Annotated in this window: 23 protein-coding genes and 2 tRNA genes; 1 reads left to right on the forward strand and 24 read right to left on the reverse strand. The window is 61.7% G+C overall.

What is annotated here, in order from left to right; all coding sequences use genetic code 11:
• Positions 1-105: 105 nt before the first annotated feature.
• The 6 genes from KVP70_RS13195 to KVP70_RS13220 form a co-directional block, all read right to left on the reverse strand.
• Positions 106-1,311: a phage tail tube protein gene (locus KVP70_RS13195; RefSeq protein WP_217942688.1), complete on the reverse strand. Its 1,206-nt coding sequence runs from the start codon at positions 1,309-1,311 to the stop codon at positions 106-108.
• Between the two features lie 79 nt (positions 1,312-1,390).
• A complete protein-coding gene (locus KVP70_RS13200) occupies positions 1,391-1,804 on the reverse strand; it encodes a phage tail terminator-like protein (RefSeq protein ID WP_217942689.1) in 414 nt (137 codons plus the stop codon).
• Positions 1,801-2,391: a hypothetical protein gene (locus tag KVP70_RS13205; protein ID WP_217942690.1), complete on the reverse strand. Its 591-nt coding sequence runs from the start codon at positions 2,389-2,391 to the stop codon at positions 1,801-1,803. Before KVP70_RS13205 ends, KVP70_RS13200 begins: the two co-directional genes overlap by 4 nt.
• On the reverse strand, positions 2,391-2,774 hold the full coding sequence (locus KVP70_RS13210) for a hypothetical protein (protein ID WP_217942691.1): 384 nt from the start codon (positions 2,772-2,774) through the stop codon (positions 2,391-2,393). Before KVP70_RS13210 ends, KVP70_RS13205 begins: the two co-directional genes overlap by 1 nt.
• The gene (locus KVP70_RS13215; protein ID WP_217942692.1) at positions 2,771-3,211 is read right to left on the reverse strand and encodes a hypothetical protein; all 441 of its coding nucleotides are present in this window, start codon (positions 3,209-3,211) and stop codon (positions 2,771-2,773) included. Before KVP70_RS13215 ends, KVP70_RS13210 begins: the two co-directional genes overlap by 4 nt.
• A complete protein-coding gene (locus tag KVP70_RS13220) occupies positions 3,208-3,729 on the reverse strand; it encodes a DnaT-like ssDNA-binding protein (RefSeq protein WP_217942693.1) in 522 nt (173 codons plus the stop codon). The genes KVP70_RS13215 and KVP70_RS13220 overlap by 4 nt, the downstream gene beginning before the upstream one ends.
• 38 nt (positions 3,730-3,767) lie before the next feature.
• Here KVP70_RS13220 and KVP70_RS13225 point away from each other — a divergent pair, with 38 nt between their 5' ends.
• The gene (locus KVP70_RS13225; RefSeq protein WP_217942694.1) at positions 3,768-4,958 is read left to right on the forward strand and encodes a hypothetical protein; all 1,191 of its coding nucleotides are present in this window, start codon (positions 3,768-3,770) and stop codon (positions 4,956-4,958) included.
• Here the strand turns inward: KVP70_RS13225 and KVP70_RS13230 are convergent.
• The 18 genes from KVP70_RS13230 to KVP70_RS13315 all read right to left on the reverse strand — a co-directional run bounded on the left by KVP70_RS13230 (position 4,955) and on the right by KVP70_RS13315 (position 17,095).
• Positions 4,955-6,715, reverse strand: coding sequence for an SGNH/GDSL hydrolase family protein (locus tag KVP70_RS13230; RefSeq protein WP_217942695.1), 1,761 nt, complete (start codon positions 6,713-6,715; stop codon positions 4,955-4,957). The two genes, KVP70_RS13225 and KVP70_RS13230, sit on opposite strands and share 4 nt — an antisense overlap.
• 66 nt (positions 6,716-6,781) lie before the next feature.
• On the reverse strand, positions 6,782-7,201 hold the full coding sequence (locus KVP70_RS13235) for a hypothetical protein (RefSeq protein ID WP_217942696.1): 420 nt from the start codon (positions 7,199-7,201) through the stop codon (positions 6,782-6,784).
• A 67-nt stretch (positions 7,202-7,268) separates the two neighbouring features.
• A complete protein-coding gene (locus KVP70_RS13240; protein WP_229224794.1) occupies positions 7,269-8,624 on the reverse strand; it encodes a major capsid protein in 1,356 nt (451 codons plus the stop codon).
• 157 nt (positions 8,625-8,781) lie between these two features.
• Positions 8,782-9,576 carry a DUF6651 domain-containing protein gene (locus tag KVP70_RS13245; RefSeq protein ID WP_217942697.1) on the reverse strand — a complete coding sequence of 265 codons (795 nt, stop codon included), beginning with the start codon at positions 9,574-9,576 and terminating at the stop codon, positions 8,782-8,784.
• A 159-nt stretch (positions 9,577-9,735) separates the two neighbouring features.
• Positions 9,736-9,927, reverse strand: a complete 192-nt coding sequence (locus KVP70_RS13250) for a hypothetical protein (protein ID WP_217942698.1) — start codon at positions 9,925-9,927, stop codon at positions 9,736-9,738.
• On the reverse strand, positions 9,924-10,133 hold the full coding sequence (locus KVP70_RS13255) for a hypothetical protein (RefSeq protein WP_217942699.1): 210 nt from the start codon (positions 10,131-10,133) through the stop codon (positions 9,924-9,926). Before KVP70_RS13255 ends, KVP70_RS13250 begins: the two co-directional genes overlap by 4 nt.
• 14 nt (positions 10,134-10,147) lie before the next feature.
• On the reverse strand, positions 10,148-11,290 hold the full coding sequence (locus tag KVP70_RS13260) for a putative phage head morphogenesis protein (RefSeq protein WP_217942700.1): 1,143 nt from the start codon (positions 11,288-11,290) through the stop codon (positions 10,148-10,150).
• Complete coding sequence (locus KVP70_RS13265) at positions 11,290-12,729, reverse strand: DUF4055 domain-containing protein (protein WP_217942701.1); 1,440 nt, start codon at positions 12,727-12,729, stop codon at positions 11,290-11,292. The genes KVP70_RS13260 and KVP70_RS13265 overlap by 1 nt, the downstream gene beginning before the upstream one ends.
• A 22-nt stretch (positions 12,730-12,751) precedes the next feature.
• The gene (locus tag KVP70_RS13270) at positions 12,752-14,071 is read right to left on the reverse strand and encodes a phage terminase large subunit family protein (RefSeq protein WP_217942702.1); all 1,320 of its coding nucleotides are present in this window, start codon (positions 14,069-14,071) and stop codon (positions 12,752-12,754) included.
• Positions 14,046-14,525, reverse strand: a complete 480-nt coding sequence (locus KVP70_RS13275) for a DUF2280 domain-containing protein (RefSeq protein ID WP_217942703.1) — start codon at positions 14,523-14,525, stop codon at positions 14,046-14,048. Before KVP70_RS13275 ends, KVP70_RS13270 begins: the two co-directional genes overlap by 26 nt.
• Before the next feature lie 32 nt (positions 14,526-14,557).
• A complete protein-coding gene (locus KVP70_RS13280) occupies positions 14,558-15,196 on the reverse strand; it encodes a putative metallopeptidase (protein ID WP_416053841.1) in 639 nt (212 codons plus the stop codon).
• A 153-nt stretch (positions 15,197-15,349) separates the two neighbouring features.
• Entirely contained in the window at positions 15,350-15,595 is a 246-nt protein-coding gene (locus KVP70_RS13285) for a hypothetical protein (protein WP_217942704.1), read from the reverse strand.
• 131 nt (positions 15,596-15,726) lie between these two features.
• Positions 15,727-15,894: a hypothetical protein gene (locus tag KVP70_RS13290; protein WP_217942705.1), complete on the reverse strand. Its 168-nt coding sequence runs from the start codon at positions 15,892-15,894 to the stop codon at positions 15,727-15,729.
• 103 nt (positions 15,895-15,997) lie between these two features.
• The gene (locus KVP70_RS13295; RefSeq protein ID WP_217942706.1) at positions 15,998-16,135 is read right to left on the reverse strand and encodes a hypothetical protein; all 138 of its coding nucleotides are present in this window, start codon (positions 16,133-16,135) and stop codon (positions 15,998-16,000) included.
• Between the two features lie 76 nt (positions 16,136-16,211).
• Positions 16,212-16,285: transfer RNA gene (locus tag KVP70_RS13300), tRNA-Gly, on the reverse strand.
• 5 nt (positions 16,286-16,290) lie between these two features.
• A tRNA-Ser gene (locus KVP70_RS13305) sits at positions 16,291-16,378 on the reverse strand.
• Between the two features lie 232 nt (positions 16,379-16,610).
• Positions 16,611-16,898 (reverse strand): hypothetical protein, encoded by a 288-nt coding sequence (locus KVP70_RS13310; RefSeq protein ID WP_217942707.1) that lies wholly within the window; start codon positions 16,896-16,898, stop codon positions 16,611-16,613.
• A 35-nt stretch (positions 16,899-16,933) separates the two neighbouring features.
• Positions 16,934-17,095, reverse strand: coding sequence for a hypothetical protein (locus tag KVP70_RS13315; protein WP_217942708.1), 162 nt, complete (start codon positions 17,093-17,095; stop codon positions 16,934-16,936).
• Positions 17,096-17,105 lie beyond the last annotated feature (10 nt).

Below are 17,105 nucleotides of genomic sequence, written 5' to 3' on the forward strand. Positions count from 1 at the left end.
CGCGGGGAAATATGTGCCCGTGCCGGCCGCCGCGCCCGCGAAGGCGACAGCGACCGGTCGGTGCTGGGGATGGCTTGCGCCGTGAGTGGTGGCCGAACGGCCGGATTACAGAGTGGTGTCTTGGATCGCCAGGGTGGTCAGCTCGTGCTGCAGGTCGCTGCCCTTGTAGCGCAAGATGTCGAACTGGCAGGTGACGATCTTGTTCTTCTCGCCGTCGTCGACCTTGGCCGAAGTGATCTTGATGCGACCAGCGGCCAGCGTCATGACATCGGCGAGCGCCGCATTGCTCGCGGCCATGGCGTAGGCCAGCGATACTTCGGTCTCGGCCTTGAAGTAGTCGAGGTAGGTGCTGTCCTGCATCAGGACGGTGAACTGACCGGTGCCAACGACCTTGCCGCGCGATGCCGCAGTGGCGAACTTCGAACCGATGACCGGGTCGATTTTCACCTGGCCATCCATCGAGACGGACATGCCGGTGCAGATCAGCGAGGGAACGCCAGCGACCGACAGCATGGCCGTGGCCCCGGAGAACTTACCGGTGCTAGGCGTGGCCGCCGGGGAGGTGAAGTAGGCGGCGCCGAGGGTTGGGTCTTCGCGCTTGCCCATGAAGGTGAAGTCGCAGCTGGTCATGCCGTTCGGCTGCACGGCCATGTCCATCTTGCTCACCAGCTGGTCGACGAAGCTGCGGAAAACAGTGATGTCAGGGCTCTGGATTTCAGCGGTGAACCAGTCGGTGGTGTGGCCGGTCAGCGGCGTATAGGTGCGCTTGCCGGTGGCGGTGATGGTCACGGTGTCGCCGGCCGCCTTCACGGCGCAGGTCGAGCCGTCCAGGAACTGGCCGTTCAGGTTCAGCGCGGTGACGCTGGTGACGAAGAAGTTCTTCGCGTTGTTCGGCACGCCGGTGGTTGCAAAGCCGGCGGCGCGCACCACTGTGCCGGCGCGGTGACCATCGGACAACCAGGAGCCCGCCGAGCGAACGAAGCCGCCAGCCGCCGAGGAGATGGTGACCTGCGCGGTGGTGACTCCGCCGGCGGTGAAGTCGCGGCGCATCAGCGCAGCCATCAGGATCGCGTAGGAGCCGCAGGAGGCCTCGCCCTTGATATCACCACTGGTGCGGAAGTTACCCAGGCGGGTGTCGCCCTGCTGTTGACTCGGGTCGATCTCGTTGGACGAGTATTTGTCGGCGTCGGTGTCGAACGACGCGGTCACGCGTGGGTAGAGTTGGCCGCTGCCGACCAGGGCCTTAGTGCCCTCGGCGGATTGCTTGCCGATCACCAGCAGGGTGTTGATGCCATTTGCAGTAGCGGACATGTGAAGCCTTTCAGAAATGAAAAAGGCCCGCACATGGCGAGCCGGAATGAAAAAACCGCCTTGCGGCGGCTTCGGTGATTTATGAGGTAAAGATGTCGGCGTGCCAGCGGACCCTGACGATCTGCTTCCAGCGCCCTTCAACTTGATCGCCAGCGCCGATCTCGGCGGTACGGTCGATCTGCACGGTTACGCCGCCGTCGGTGAAGGCAGCCCCGCGCTTGAAGAGCGCCCGGATCAACTCAGCCTGCTGAGCACATGCCAAGGTGCCCGCCAGAGGTGGGTATTGCAGGTTGACCTGCAGAATGCCTCTCTCCTGGTAGAAGTGCTCGCCAACCGTTGGGTTGCTCGGCTCGGCCAGCATCAGGTAGGCCTCGCAGTACGGCACGCCTTCCTGAGGCTCGTACCGCTCGCCGTTCTCGTGCACGATGTCGATCGCCGGCGAGATGCTGGCCAGCGCCTGCTCCAACGCGTTGCGGATATTTGGAATACTCATAGGGAATAGGTCTCGAAGCCTTGCGCGAATTCTGCTGCACTGGTGCCGGCGCGTATGCCGTTGACGACGTTATCGACGATCGTTTGCCACTCGACCACGGTCAACGCGACCATGCCAAGAGGAGCCTGTTGGGACCACCCCTTTTCCAGGCGATCCGCATAGGGCATGTTGTTGCGGAAATGGATAACATCGCCAGCCTTTGCCGCGGCGATGATCACCTTGTGGGCCTCCAGTGTTGCTCTGCCCTCCGTGTCCAGTGCAGTGCCGACGGAATTATCTGGCGTGCCAATGGAAACCATCCACGCGCCACGAAAGCGCCCGCCAACATAGCCGGCACCGGATGTGCGGTATGTTGACGCTCCTCCGCTCATGAAGCCCATCTGCCAGTTCGCCTTTGGTCCTACGGCGCTGAACTTGCCGAAGACCTTCGGCTTATTGGGGTTCACCTTCCATTTTGTCGGGTCGCCAACCGGTGAGCGGTACATCAGCTTTCCGTCGACCGCCATCGCACAGTAGCGCACAGCGGTGTCCAGATCGCCCTTGGTCTTGTCCACCCATGCGCGAATCTGCAGCGCAAACGTGCCCATCAGACGCGGCCGACCAGCTGCCACATGACGACCACGCCGCCGGGCGCCACCTTGTCGACGTTCTTGACCGAGTAGGTCACGCCGCCGGCCAGCACCAGGTCCTCGTTCTTCATCTGTGGCAATGCTGCGCCGGCGCTATCCAGCGCGGACATCATGATCTTGCGGTCACCGGACTTGATCAGCGTGCCGTTGATGACGCCCACGCCAAGGTCGCGCGCGGTGACGCCGGTTTCGATTCCCCAGGCCTGTTTCACGATGGGCACACCCGGAATCTGCGCGCCGCCGACGTAGGTGCCGGGCTGCTTGTAGGTCAGTGTCAGCAGCTGGCCGCTGCGGCGGAACGTCGCGTCGGCATTCTTGGCTTTGGTGGCGTAGTCGCTCATGCACCGTCACTCCAGTTGGCGCCAACCATGCGTTTCGTCATGCCGTTCTCGAACAACATATTCGTCCCGTAGTCGTGGCAAACCAGATCGGCGCCCAGCATTCCATAATTGCGACGCTTGAAGTCACACAGGAAGGCCGGCATCTTTTCGGGATATTGGGCATCGCCGGCCGCGCGCGTGCGCTCCATTACCAGAATTGCCCCGTTTGGGCTGATCCACCGGCAGGGGGCAAACCATCGCGCCATCGGTGTATCCTTGACGCGCTGCCAGGTTTCCCATTCAACGACGTTTTGGAAATAGCCCCGGCGATCTTCCACCTTGACCACACAATCCGGAAAGACCAAACTGGACCAGACCGCACGCGACATGCCTTGGTAGATCAGGTCTTCGCACAGAAGGTTGAAGGCCTCGCGGTGCATGTTCGGGCTGGCGCTCATCCGCGTACCAACCTTCCCGACGTGCCCGATCCGGCCAAGTACACCTTCAGCATGTTGTCGACGGCCGTGTAGCGCGGCCGCTCTGGAGCCCCATCAGCGTAGATTGTCGTCAGCGGGCCGACCGTGTCCTGCTTGATGGTGCGTTCCAGGTTCGGCGCCAGCGGGCCGCTGATGGCTTGCAGCGCCAGAACGGCGCAGGCGTTCGCCACCTCGACCGGGACGACGTTGGGCTGGACGTAGGCGGGATATCGGCCAATGCCGACATCGGGAAGTTGCACGTTGTAGCGCGGCCAGTCCAGCGCCTGCGTGGCGCTCGTGCGCTGACCCTTCCAGTTGTCGCGGTACTGGCCAACCATGTACTCGGTCGCTTGGCGCAAGAGCTGCTCGCGCACGGTGTCGGACGCCAGCGCCGCCCATGCGGAGTTGCCGAGGTTCGCGTGGTAAGTCGTCGCGTCCGCGACCGAGATGTAGCTCTCGGCATTCGCCAGGCCGGCGCCGGTTTCGACATTTAGTGCCATAATAATATTCCCAATGGTCAAGTTTATTAGAGGCGACGATGGCAATTGAAGAAACCTACAATGAAGAACTCGAGCGCTTTATTGCCAGCAAGGGCGGCAGGTTCGAACCCGCAGACTGGATGCCAGCCGGGCACGTGGCGGCAATAAGTCAGAGCATTCCGATCTTTCGCAATTCATGCGAGACTATGCGAAGGCACTTTTATCTCGACGGTCAACGTCCTCTCGTGCTAGAGGTGATATCAAACGAGAATTCAAACGCAACCTGTTACGCCACTAAAGCTGGGCCAAGCGAGACCGATCTCATTGGAATCTATTCAGGCTCAATAATTACTGCATTCAGTTGGTTTGTAGCGCTATATGCCTCGCCCGATTCTCTCGATGTCGGGTCTATCCCTGATCTACCGGGCGAAAACTGGAAAAGTATACAAATCGATCCACGGTACGTCAGCGCTGATGGACTAACCTGTTCCGATATTCTTAGATATTTTTGTGCCCATCAAATGGCAATTGCATCTATGGAATTTCTGATCCGCCATGAATTCGCCCATGTGAAGAACGGTCATCTAGAACTCGTTAATACTTTCCGGCAAACACAAATGATTGAAATGATTAACACCGAAGAAGCGCCGGATTGGTTGTACCGCCAGGCCCTAGAAATGGACGCGGACTGCAATGCAGTGTTAATCCAACTCCAATGGGGCCTAAGCAGATTGGCCGAATACCAAGATGCTGAGTTACCTATACTCAACGCAAACGCTAGTGTTGCAGATTTGAATACTTATTTCAGATCGCTCGCACAGCACTGCCTATATGGCACGGTGCAGGCTGTTGTTTCCTCCACCGTTATCGCTGGATATACCTTTTTCCGGATGCTGAACCCATCCCCATGGGACGGAGAGATTGCAATTGGTAAGACCCATCCTCCGCTCCCGATTAGGATGAGCTGGGTTCTCGTAATGATGCAAACGCTTGCCATGGAAGGAAATCATCCGCCGCTTACAATCGACGACGTACTTCCGCTTGCGATTGAAGTTGTTGCAAACGTTGAGCAGAAATTTGGGGAAGTACTTGATAGCAAAGCCGATGTCACGGCCATACTTTCTACTCTTGAGCAGCAGCAACGTGCCCTGGAATACGACCGAATACTTAAGGCAGCGTGGGCAGAAATCCGACCATTCTTAAATAAACATAAACGAGGCAAAGGAAAGCTAGCAGGTGGGGATGACTAGCTGGCTATGCGCAGATCCGGCTGCCACAGCAACAGCGTCATGTCTGCTGTCTGCGTCGAATTGAAGTAGGGGCGAACCCATATATCGAGATTCGTAAGCCCCGCCGGAACAATTGCCTCTGGCGTCATCAGCGTTCCGGCCAACGATCCGGTGATGGCCTTGGCGCTGCTGTCGAGCGCATTCCCGTAGATCTGCCAGCTCTGGCTGTTCGGGAGTGTACCCATAATCGTCAGCTCCAGACCGATCAGGCCGACAGCGCCAGTGAGCGAGAATGGCAGCTTGAACTGCACCTTTTGCCCAACATACGAAGCAACCAGCGCTTGCATGCCGGCCTTACTGAATTTGGTAGAAGCAGTGCCGGTAGCAGTTCCGTAGTTGCACAGCAGTTTCTGGTTGTAACCCACACCATCACCATCCGTGGCGATGGTGCGCTGTACGCGACTGGGAACGACGCTCATATTGGCCGTGGTGCTGACTAAGGCCCAGCCATCAGAGACACCATCGGCGTTGGTATCAACCGCGAATGCCGCATCGGTCAGCAGGTTTCCACTGTCCGCCAGCAGCATGTTGGCGTGCGATGGCTGCCAGCCTGGCGCGCCCATGCGAGGTAATAGCGGAGTGGCCATAGCTCGGCCTATCGCCAATGCGCCTGGCCATGCCGGATGGGTCGTGTCAAACATGAATGCCGTCAATGGGTCCGGGTTGGTCGCGGCGGGATTCACATAGGTCACGCCGTTCTGCATCGCTTTCCAGGTGTCGATGAAGTAACCACCGATGGACAGCACGTAGTCGTAGATCAGGCGATTCAGCTGGGTATGATAGGTCTGGCGTTGCGCCGTCCACTGCCCACTGCTGCTGTCGCGCGGGGGAATAGGGAGGGCCAGCAGCGTTCCGCACCGGCCGCGCACGTTGTCGATGGCTGCTTTCAGCAGAGGCCAGGCTGTAACCGTGTCCAGCAGCGCCGAGTAGACGTCATTCATGCCGAGCTCAAAAACACCAACATCGTACAGGCCGGTCTGAGGCGTCTCGTTGAGCAGCGTGTTGATCTGTGTGGACGTAGCGCCCGCCACGCCGCACCACGTCGTCTTGAACGAAATGCCCAGGAACATCTCCATGGCGTTCAGGTAGCCGCGTGAGCCACGTCGGTTTGGGAACACCACGCTCGGTGTGGACGGCGATGTCACGGTTGATGTACGGCCGCCCAGTGGGAACACCAGCGAGTTACCGCCGTTGGTGATCGCCGAGATGTAGCTGTCCATCACATTCAAAGTCTTGGTAGTCGCGGAGCAGATGCGGATCGGCTCACCGACGCTGGCGCCCCAAGTGCTCCCCTTGGTCGCAGTGCCGGTACCGTCACCATTGTCCACCACCGACGTGGCGCCGAGAATGACCTCGGAAATGGCGCCGATGGAATCGCTAGCCAGCAGCAGGGTGCGCGGAGCGTGCACGATCGAGGTATTCCCGAGATTTGCGATGGTGGCTGAATTCGTCACTGCCGCATCCCCCACCGTCGCATTAATACTACCTGCGGTGCAGGTGATCAGGATATTCTGCGTGCCGGAGTAGGGGCCGATCTGCGGCAGTGCGCCAGTGCCGACCGCCCATGACTTCACCGAGTTCGTGCCGCCGAGCACCAGGTCGAGCTGGTACGCGACACCGACGGCGCCAGCTGCGCCGGTCAGCGTCAGCGCCTTGCCCTCGTGCAGCGTGATGGTCTGCGGCGAGTCGCCTGCTTTGATCGTGGTGGTGATGGTCATGGATGCTCTCGGCGTTGGGGCGAAAAAAGCCCGCGCACGGCGGGCAGACGATTGGGACGGCGTGGATTACGCGGTCAGCAGCGCGATCAGGTCGGCTTTGTTGGCGGCTGCCGGGAACGCGACACCCTTCTCGGTCAGCGCGGCTTGCAGTTGGTCTTTGCTCATGGCGGCGATCTCGGCCGGCACGGTGGATGCGGCGGCAGCGGCGGCGGCCAAGTCAGCCAGGCGCTGGGCCTCGGCTTCGTTTGCAACAGTCTGGTCCGCGACACGCTGAGCCTCGGCGTCCAGCTCGCGTGCGCGAGCTTGCAGCTGATCGCGGGCGGCCAGCAGTTCAGCCATGGTCGGCACGTGCTCAGGCAGGTCGCCATCGTCGCTGCCGTCGTCGTACTTTTCGTGCAACTCGGGATTGAAGTTGGCGCGCTCGATGATGACGAACGGGCCTTGCGATGCTGGATGGGTGGATTTGATTTTTATCGTGGTGGACATGTTGTTCTCGCGGTAGATGCTCAACGGCGCTGGCCGCTGAGCAGGTTGATGTGAGCGCAGGTCGCGCTTACGCGCCGATCAGCAGGCCGATGTGGCGAGGCGCTACAGCTTTCACGCCCCAGGCCAGATTGACCTCCCAGCGGACCGAGCGCTTGCCGCGGTACAGGCAGAACTCGTAGGTGATACCCGAATAAGGATCGGTGATCAGCACCACGTCATCCGCCGAGTCGCCGCCTTCCGGCATGGCCGGCGCCCGGGTTGCCAGTTGGATGGCCGAGCGATGGAAGAACATGTTGCGAGTGGTGGCCGCGATCAGGGTCAGGGCGGTGGCAGAGGCCGGGATTGCCTTTTGCAGACCTGGTTCAGCGATAACGATGGTGCCGCCGTTCGACACGTCAGTGTCACCGGTGACGATCACATACTTCTCGGTGTCGCCCGCCACGGTCATGATGTCGCCTGCGATCGCCGCGCCAGTTCCGGCCGAGGCCAGTGTGATGGTCGTCGCGCCGACGGCATAGCCTGCGGCATTGGTCGTGGCGGAGGCGCCAGTACCAGCGGTGACGGCTTTCTTCACCTGGCCGGAATTATGCAGGTCGAAACCTTCCACCGAACCCAGCGCGCCGCGACGCAGCAGGTCGTCGCTGCCGGCCTCGTTCACCTTGAACAGGCCCGATTGCTTACCGCGAATGTTGGCCACAGCCGACGAACCCATCACCATGTGCAGGTCCGACTGCGGCACGCCATTATCGTCCAGGATCTTACGGGACTGGGCGAAGTCGCTCAGGTCGGCAGCAGTGCCGAACGGGGTGACGTTGAACGTGCCGTATGCGCGGGATGCGTAAATGTGCAGCGCAGCCAGGTCGGTCTCGACTTCGTTCGTCAGGGTGCGAAACGCCTGGACGATGCTGTCACGATTGATAGTGCCCAGCGTGCCGGAGCTTTGCAAGCCGCGCGTTTCTTCGCCGGTGATACCGAACGGAACGGAGCGTGCCTTGCTGATGGTCATCTGCACGTTGCCGATGGTGCGCGACGGTGCGACGTCAGCATATGCGGCGGCTACCAGGTCTTCAGCTGGCAAAGCACCGACAACCGGCGACATCACCACCTGACCGACGGCGGCCTGAGCTGCCGTGGAATCTCGGGATACAGCAGGAATGAAGCCGACGAGTTCACGGGATACCGTGTCCATCGCTTCGTAAATGGTTGGAATCAGGCCGTTCAGGGTCAGTATACCCATCTGCATGCCGGTGTTAGCCATGTAGTTTTGGAAGTGGGCGCGTGCGATCTCGGCGAACGCCTTGCCGTGCAGGCTGGTGGTCAGCGCAGCACCATGGCCGACGCCGGTAACGTCAGCGAACAGTTGAACAACGGGGACCAGGGCCAGCGCGATGATGGCGGCGACTGCGAAGAGGATCATCTTCATGGTATTGCCTTTCAGTTGGTGGTTTGGGGTTTCAAAGCAGACAGGCCATCCAGCCCAAAGCACCGGCTTGCCCATCCAGGCGCCGGCAAAGGAATTGCAGTGATGCAGATACAACAAAGCCCGCGCGTAGCGGGCCTGATGAAGCAGGTGTTGCGACTTAGTCGCTGATCGTGGCGCCGCCCTTCATTGCGGCAGCGCGGGAGGCGCCGTCCATGGCGTCGAACTGAGCGCGGCTGATGGACTTGCCGCCGGCAGCACCGGCGCCACCACCGGAAGCGCCACCGCCGGAAGCGCCGGAGCCCTTCAGGATCATGTCTTTGTTCGGGTATTGGGCGACCATCACCTGGATGGCTTCATCGAAGTCGGCATGGTTGCCGTGGTTGGTAGCCGAAAATATAGGGTTGCCAGCAGCATCGAGAGGGACCAGCTTGCCGTTGTCGACCTTGAACCGGTCGCCGAACACCTTCTGGGCAATGTCGGCGGGGATGGCCATCTTGTCGGCGATGAATTTCGAGCCGGTGAAGCTGCCACCTACGATGTGATTGTTCAGGTCCTGCGTCAGCTTGGTGTTCTGCTCGGTCAGCGCGCGCTGCTTCTCTTCAGCCGCGCGGGTGGCAGTGGCGACAGCTTCGTTCGCCGAGCGGGTTGCGGCGTCGCGAATCTCTTGCACTTTAGCTGCGGTCGTCAGGTCGCCCGAGGCGATGTTCGCGACGGTCTGCAGCGCAGCCGCAGCGGCGGCAGGGTCTTCGATGCCCGCATCCTTGAATGGCTTCAGGGCGGCTTCGGCAGCCTCTTTGGCCTGGCGGTGGCTCATTGCCTCGCCGTTCAGGCTGGAAATCTTCGCTACGGTTGCAGCGGCGTCATGCGCGATCTCGCGCCCGTCGTCCAGCACGTACACTGGTTTGCCGTCCTGTACCACCACATTGCCATTTGCGTCGAGTTTCAGTTTCATTTGAGAGCTTTCCGGGCATCCGCCCTATCGAATGGCCTTCCGGCCGTGCACCGCGTCGCGTCCGCTTGCGGCATAAAAAAACCACCTCGAGGGCGGTCAGATAAATCTGTGGGCGTAAAAAAACCCGCCGGAGCGGGTTGGGTTTATTGATGACTGGCTTTAATCAGCGGGGTCGATACAGACGCGTGCCGGGATTGGGCCGTGCACACCGATGCGAGGAGGCTGGACCGAGACTTCAACATCAAAAGAGCCGTACGCCTCATTCTTGTGCACTTCCACGGGCAACTGTCCAGCGCCGGCAGCAGAAATCTCCTGCAGCTTCGCGATTAGTTCGTCGACGGTCATTTTCATTTTAGAGCTCCATCGGTCAGTACGAAATGCGCGGCCTGCTCGCCGTGCGCAGCCAGGTTCAGCTTGCGGACCGGCGCGCCGCCCGGCAGCTTCACGCCAGCACCGCCGAAGCCGGCCGCCTGGAGCGTCGCCAGCGCAGCGGCCAGCCCGTCGACAGTGAGGTCGACCAGCGGCGCGGCCAGCAGGGTTTTGGCATCGAATGTCATCCGGCGATTCTACATCAGTTCGAGTGCAGCACCTTGAGTTCCGACAGCTTCATCGGGCGGCCGTCCATGTTCACCAAGTCGCGCGGCGTCAGCTTGCCGGCGCGGAACAGTTCTGCGCGGCCCGGTCCCAGCGTTTCATTCTGGTAGGCCGGGCCCATCGCCTTGAGGAACTCCGCAAACGTCGTCTTGGCGCTGATCGGGCCGGCGGCCGAGGCGCGCTGACCGGGGTCTGGCTCATCCATGTCGATGCCCATCTGGCGCAGTGTCTTAAGAATTGCAATTTCTATACTCCTGCAATTCCAGTGTCGCGGCACGCCCGACAGGTATGGCAGGTCGTTGCCGTTGATTGGCTGATAGTCCCAGTCCCAGCACGCGCCGCTGTAGGCGATGCAGGTCGTCGAAGTATGCGAATCGAGAACGCTCACCTGCATGATGCCGTTAGTGATGTCCTTATTCAGCTCCAGCGTGGCGCGGCGCGCGGCGGCGGAGACGGTCGCCATGCTCGTCTGCACGATGGCGGCGGCGTTCTTGCGCGCCAGCGGCATCACACCCGGCACACCCGGCACCAATTCCGGTACCGCAGGCCCCTTGGCCGTCGGCGCGGCCGGCTTGACCGTTACCTCCTGACCGACGATGCGCTTGATGATCTGCGCGTTCGTCTCGCCCTGGGCGGCGCCGATGCGGATCTCGTTCGTCACCTTGAACTGCGTGTCCAGCTGCTGGCGCAACCACCACTGTTTCGACGGCGCGCCCTGGATCAGCACGTCGCTGGCCAGCTTGCGCAGGTAGCCTTCGCTCGGGATGCCGATGCCCAGCCGCACCTCGACGCCAGCCGGCCCGGCCGCGCGCTCGATCACGCTGGCCAGCGCCTTCTTCACGCCCAGCGATTCGACCTCGGCGATGCCGTACAGGTCGACCTGCAGCTGCGCCCGGCCGTAGTAGTCGGCGATCAGCGCGTTGGACTCGCGCAGCACCGTCGCCTTGGCGGCCTTGCCCATCTCGGACAGCTCGCCAGCGTTGGCCAGCGCCCCGACCAGATCCTTCTGCATCAGGATCAGCAGGGCCAGCACCTTGGCCTTGATCTCGGCCTCGACGCGCAGCATCTTTATGCCGTTGCCGAGCAGCGCCTCAAGCAGCCACTCTTCGAGGGCGCTCATTATTCAGCCGCTGCGGCTGGCGTTGGCGAAGGGGTCGGCGCCGGAGCTCCAGGCATCGGCACCGAAAACTGCGGCATGCCGTCCAGTTCACGGTCAGCCTCGATGCGCTTCTTCTCTTCCTCCCAGGTGATTTCTCCCGAGCGAATACCGCGCCGCTGCAGTTCCTCGTGCAGCGATTCCTTTGACATCTCGCCGGCCAACGTCGCCTTAAGCAGCAGATCAGCGCTTGCCTCGGCCAATGTCGCCGCGCCGAAGTCCTTGAATACCGCGACGTGCCCGCCTTGCGATTCCCCCACCCATTCAGCCATCAGCTGCAGGGCTGTATTCAGCGAATCGTCGAGATCGAAGGCAATCTGTTGCAGCGCGCAAAGGTTGCCTTGATTTTCAGATGTCGTTTGCGTCGCTGTGACCTTGCCGGGCCGGATGACAAGCATCTCCGATCCGGACTGGCGCATCTGCTCTTCGATCGTATTGATCTCGTCACGGCCAATCTTCACAGCCTCGGCGGACCCTTGCAGGATCTTCGCGTCCGACCCCTGTGGCAGCTTCACAAAGTAGTTCGACGCGGCAGTGACTTCGCCTTCCGGCTCGGCGCCGATGAAGACCAGCATGCGCTTGCGGCAGAACCGCACGCTGTCACGCTGATCGCTCGATTCGCGCCAGTGGTCCTTATTCTGCTCGGCGAGCGGCATCATTGGTGGCGTCGCACACATGAAGCCCTTGCGCTTTCCGTAGACGGGCACGAATGGAATGGTGCTGATCGTCGTTGTTCCCTCGTCGTGGACTGCCCACTCCTTGTTTCCAGTTTCAGCCTTGCGCCACACCTGCCAGGTTCCGCGACCGAGGACGCGCACCTGCTCGATGCATTTGCTGTTGAACTCACCGTCAGCAACCGAGGCTGATTCCAGAAGGCGCAGCTGCGTCAGTTCTTCCACGCTTTGCGCGTCGGCAGGCAGCCAGCCGAGAATGGATTCACTGCGGACGTGCACGAAGTATGGACGGGCGCCTGATGCGATCTCGTCGGCCTTGGTCCGGATGTTCTGGACTTTCGGATAGTCGACCAGAATGCCGCAGAAACCATATGCGATAGCATCCTGGCAGATGGCGGACGCGAATGTATGGAGATTCCGCCCCTTCTTGCCCACGACATCGATACTATCCACCCACGGCTTCATGCGCGCCGGGGTATCGTCCGCAGGCTTCAGCGGCTTGCTAAATGGCTTGGCGGCCAAGACTTCGACGGTGCGCTCAAAGGCTGGGTACAGTGTGGCCGTGTCCAGGCGGTATTGCCAGTCTTCCTGGTCCTCGCGAGGCTGGCGTGGCATGTACTTACTGCCAGCGGCGTGCATCGCCTTCGTCCCGCCGAGCAGCGCCTTGACCAGCGGAGTGCCGGCGTTCAGCTCTGCCGCCTCATCCGATTGTGTGCGCACATCGCTCATGGAGCCCTCTTTTTCTGCATAACTATTTTGGCATCGCACTCACCGATGCGGTGCGTTTGACGACCGGCCAGCGCTTCGTGATGAAGTAGCCGCCTGCGTCGTTCATGTGGTCGAAGCCACCCTTCTTGTCCGGCTCCCCCTTGTCGTCGTAGATCTGGCGCTCAAGGCAGAGCGTGTATTTCTGGCACTTGTTCGTGTTGACCAGGAAGCGGCGCTCGTCGTAGGTGTTGCACAGCATGGCGTTCATGCTGTTGATGCGATCCTTGACTGCCGGATTGGTCGGGTCGACGACCACGGTAAATTTAGCCGTGCGCAGCAGCGACAGGTCCGACTCGCTCGCGCCGCTGGTTTTACGATTCTGGCCGGAGGCATCCGGGTACACCGCGATGGTATGCAGCTGGCCTGCCTGCTGGTAGCGGTCTTTGATCTTTTGGATCATCGCCGGCGTGTCGAACACGTCGGCAAACTCGTCCACCGCACGCGGCAGGTCGTCGCGGATCACGTAGACCACCGCGGCCATTTTCCCGACGTTGAAGTCCATGCCGATGTGCAGCGCATCGCCAGCCTTGACCGTATCGTCCGTGTGATTCTTCCGGCGGTCGAAGCAGTAGTAGATGACGCCCTGGTAGTTCTCGAAGCTCGCCAAGTACTCCTGGCGGAACGTGCGCGGGTCCATCTTCCGGCGCGCGGCTTCGATCTCTTCCGCCGGCACGTTGCCGCCGTCGACCGAGGTGTACAGCCAACTCTTGTGGTCGGGCTCACGGCCCTGTCCGTCCAGGTAGCTGTCGTAGCAGTGGTTGAAGCCCTTCGGCGTTCCGATGCGCAGCGCGTGGCCGCCGACCCGCTGCTCACCGTTGATGGTGAACTTGCAGGTGGAGAGCATCGGGCGTAGCACTTCTTCCCAGGCCGCATATGGGCAATCCGCCCACTCATCGACCAGCGCGAAGAACAGGCCAGAGCCGCGCAGGTTGTCGTAAGCATCCAGGCCGACGATGCGAACGACGTGACCGGCCTTGGTGGTGATCGAGCACTCGGTATCGTTCGGCTTGCTTGCTCGCCAGCTGGCCGGGATCGCCTGCTTGAGGCGGCGCCAGAACACGCGCTTCGCCTGCTTGAACGTCGGCGCGCAATACCAGATCTCATCTTCAACGCTGACGCCCCAACTCGCGGCCAGACGCACAGCGCGGCGAATCTCAGCCTTGCCCAGGAACGTCTTGCCGAAGCGACGGCCGCAAACCGCATCGCGGAAGCGCGCCTTTTTCTGCCAGCCCCAGCAGTAGATGTTCGCCTGCTTCGGCGTCAGCGCTATCGGCGGATCAGAGTACGGGCTGTTCTGGGACATCTTCGTCAGGCTTCAGCACATACTCGGCAGCGGCCGGAATTCCGCCCTCTTGCGTACCGACGGGTGCTTTGGGCGCGTCCAGGCGGCGATTCACGTAGACGTCGCCCACTTCCTCGGCGGCCAGCTTGATGATCTGGATCGCCAGCGGGATGTTGCCCTTGTCCTCAGCCTTTCCTGCCATGCGGTCAAGTGCGCGCAGACGGCCGGCGCGGCTGGCAATGCCAATGTCCGCGGTATCCTCACGGAAGCGCTTGCGCGTGTCGTTAAACAGCGTGCTCCACTTGAGATTCAGCGTCCGGCCAGCGTATTTGGTCGGGTCGTAAGCCTCCACCTGCTGACGTGTGACATCGAGCTTAAACTGCTCTTTGACCGACGCGACAACCTGTGTAGGCTTATCGAAGCACGCCAGGGCCTGCACGATGAAGGCTTTCACGTCATCCTTGAGTGCCGCCATGGGAGTTGCCTTCCGTCAAGGGCATGTCAAGGTCAAGCCGCTCTCAGCAGACACGTACCGCAAGCCCTCGCAATATTAAGTTTCGCCACCTCCGGCGCGCCCTTGGCGGCATCGATCAGGCGCTGCACATCGACGCCTGGGCCGTAGCGGCGGACCACGCCGATGAACTCTTCGACATCATGTCCTCGCATGCAGAGCTTAGGCAGCCCGTACTTGTTGAACGCCGGTTGCCCGAACTCGTCCAGCTCTTGCGCTGCGTGGTAGAGCTCGTGGTCGACAAGCGCGCAGAACTCGACGTCGCTGCAGGTGAGGCAGTAGCTCGCGTCCAGGGTGATCAGGAACTGCGGCACCATGCCGAACCAGTCGGCCATCTGTTGTTGCTGGCGGCCCTTCTGCCATGGCCCGCAGCGAAATGTGACCTCTTCGCACTGGCCCAGCACCGTGCGGCCCTGCTTGTTGAAGCCTTCCGGCGCCCAGAGGAACTGGATGTCGGCGTACTCAAGGTGCTCGTGGTCGGGATTGTGCAGTTGGCCGCCTTCGGTCAGGATCTCGGCGCGGACCCACTTGAGCACTTCGGGCGCCGGCATGTAGCGGGCGCTCAGTGCGTCGGTGAAGCTTTCGGGCGGCATCGGCCTGGTCTGGCCGGGCGCGACGGGCTTCTTCGCAGCCATCAGCCGGCGAGCAGCGCGAACCGGTATGGGCCAAGCGCTACAACGAAGCCGCGCCTCCATTCCGTCCTGCGTGCATAGAACGACCATGCGCTGATCGGGCGGCCTTTGGCGTCTCTTCCCTCGAATACCTTGAAGTGGACGAATTCCATGCGCTTACGCCGGGTCGACCGCCAGCATCACCGGCGGCATCGTGGTGCCGATGATCGACAGCGCGACCGAGCCGCCGGCGTTGAGCATGGCCAGTTCGTCGGCGGTCGGCTTCCAGTAGGACATCACGGCAGCGATGCCGTCGTAGCTGACGCGGGTGATCGGCAGGGCCCGGCATGGAACTTCATCCTGGTCCCAGCCTTTCGGTGCGCCGAGGACGTCGTTGTTCGAAGGGTGCTGGTGCTGGTTCATGTGAGTCCTTGTTGTCGCCGCCCGGTCCGTAACAGACCGCGGTGTTCTGCGGAGGACTTCCGGCTCTTGCTCGACGACGACTGCGCCCGTTATTGACCGCCACTGGAAGCGCGCTGGCGGCAGCACGTGATCTATCTCGCCTTGCCGGAGCCGGGCCCTTGAATCCTGCGTTGCACGATGTCGCGCTGCATGCGCAGCAGCTGGCAGCAGATCGAAATCCACCGACGGGAAGTGTCGATGTCGGCGCGCCAGATGACGGTGTTCACCTTCTGGTTCGCCCAGTTCTCGGCGGCACTCATGCCGGCGCCCGGTACGGCCAGGATGCGTTCGGCGAGGCCGGAGCGGCCGGCACCGGTGCGGGGCGGTCAACGCTCCACAGGATCATCATGGCGGCGAGGAGACTCATGCCGATGCCGCGTGCAGCAGCGGTTTGATGGCTGACCACAGCCACGGCAGGCCGTAGATGAGCGCAGTCGCGACAGCGGCGCCGGCCAGCACGCAGAAGATCACGAAGCCACGCAAGTCGAAATCAAGGCCCATGGCCACCTCAAATAAAAAAGCCACCGGCGACTGGCGCGCGGCGGCGAACGACCAGCGCGAGCTGGGCGGGAGACACTGGAGCGGGTACAGGGAATCGAACCCTGGTCATAGGCTTGGAAAGCGTCAGCTCTGCCATTGAGCTACACCCGCAAAACTGGCGGAAGCACCAGGATTCGAACCTGGGCGCCCTTGCGAGCGTGCGGCTTAGCAAGCCGTTGCTTTCGGCCTCTCAGCCATGCTTCCGGTGACACTGGTGCTACTTGCCGCCCTGCGCTCTCGCCCGTTGTCGTAACGTCGGGGCTACCGCAGGTACAGCGAATTGGGTGCCTGGTTACAGCGTCCTGGCGGCCGGTTTGGCGCGCGGCCCGAAGGCGGCGCCCGGCTGGGTGCTCTTTCTAAAATGTCTTGGGCGAGGCTACTTCATGGCGCACCTCCGTTGCTGGGTGGCGCGGTGTGCTCACGCGGCCGGCCAGTTCTATTCGGCTGCGTGCTTCGCGGCCTGGGTCGTTTGGTACGGCATCCATTCGGCGTACGATGCTCCCTCGTTCGCCTTGGCATCGTCCTGCAGCAGCGTCACGGAGGTGCGCTTATGCAGATTGCCGTTGTGGTCGAAGATTGCCAAGTTGACCAGCGCATTCGAATGCACGGCGACGATGGTTGCATCGCACGGCTGCTCGCCATAGGCTTGCATGCCGCCCGGGCCCAGTTTGTCGTATGCGTTCGGGCGGTACCAGACCTTGCGGCCCACGGTTGGGGTAATCATGTGAATCCTCTCGGGTGCCGCGCTGGCCGGGCGGCTTACGGTTCGTCGGCGCGGTCCGGCTGGCGGTTCGCGGGGATTAGATCCCAGCCGAGCTCACGCCGCACCTCGGCGGGCGTGGGCGGCGGCTCCGTGGAGCGCGTGCGCGCGTCGAGATAGTCGCGGACCAGTTGCTTACTCGGGTGCGTCGTGTTCGTCATGGCAGCCTTG

The sequence above is a fragment of the Duganella violaceipulchra genome, assembly GCF_019166075.1.
GTDB classification, from domain to species: Bacteria; Pseudomonadota; Gammaproteobacteria; order Burkholderiales; family Burkholderiaceae_D; genus Rugamonas; species Rugamonas violaceipulchra.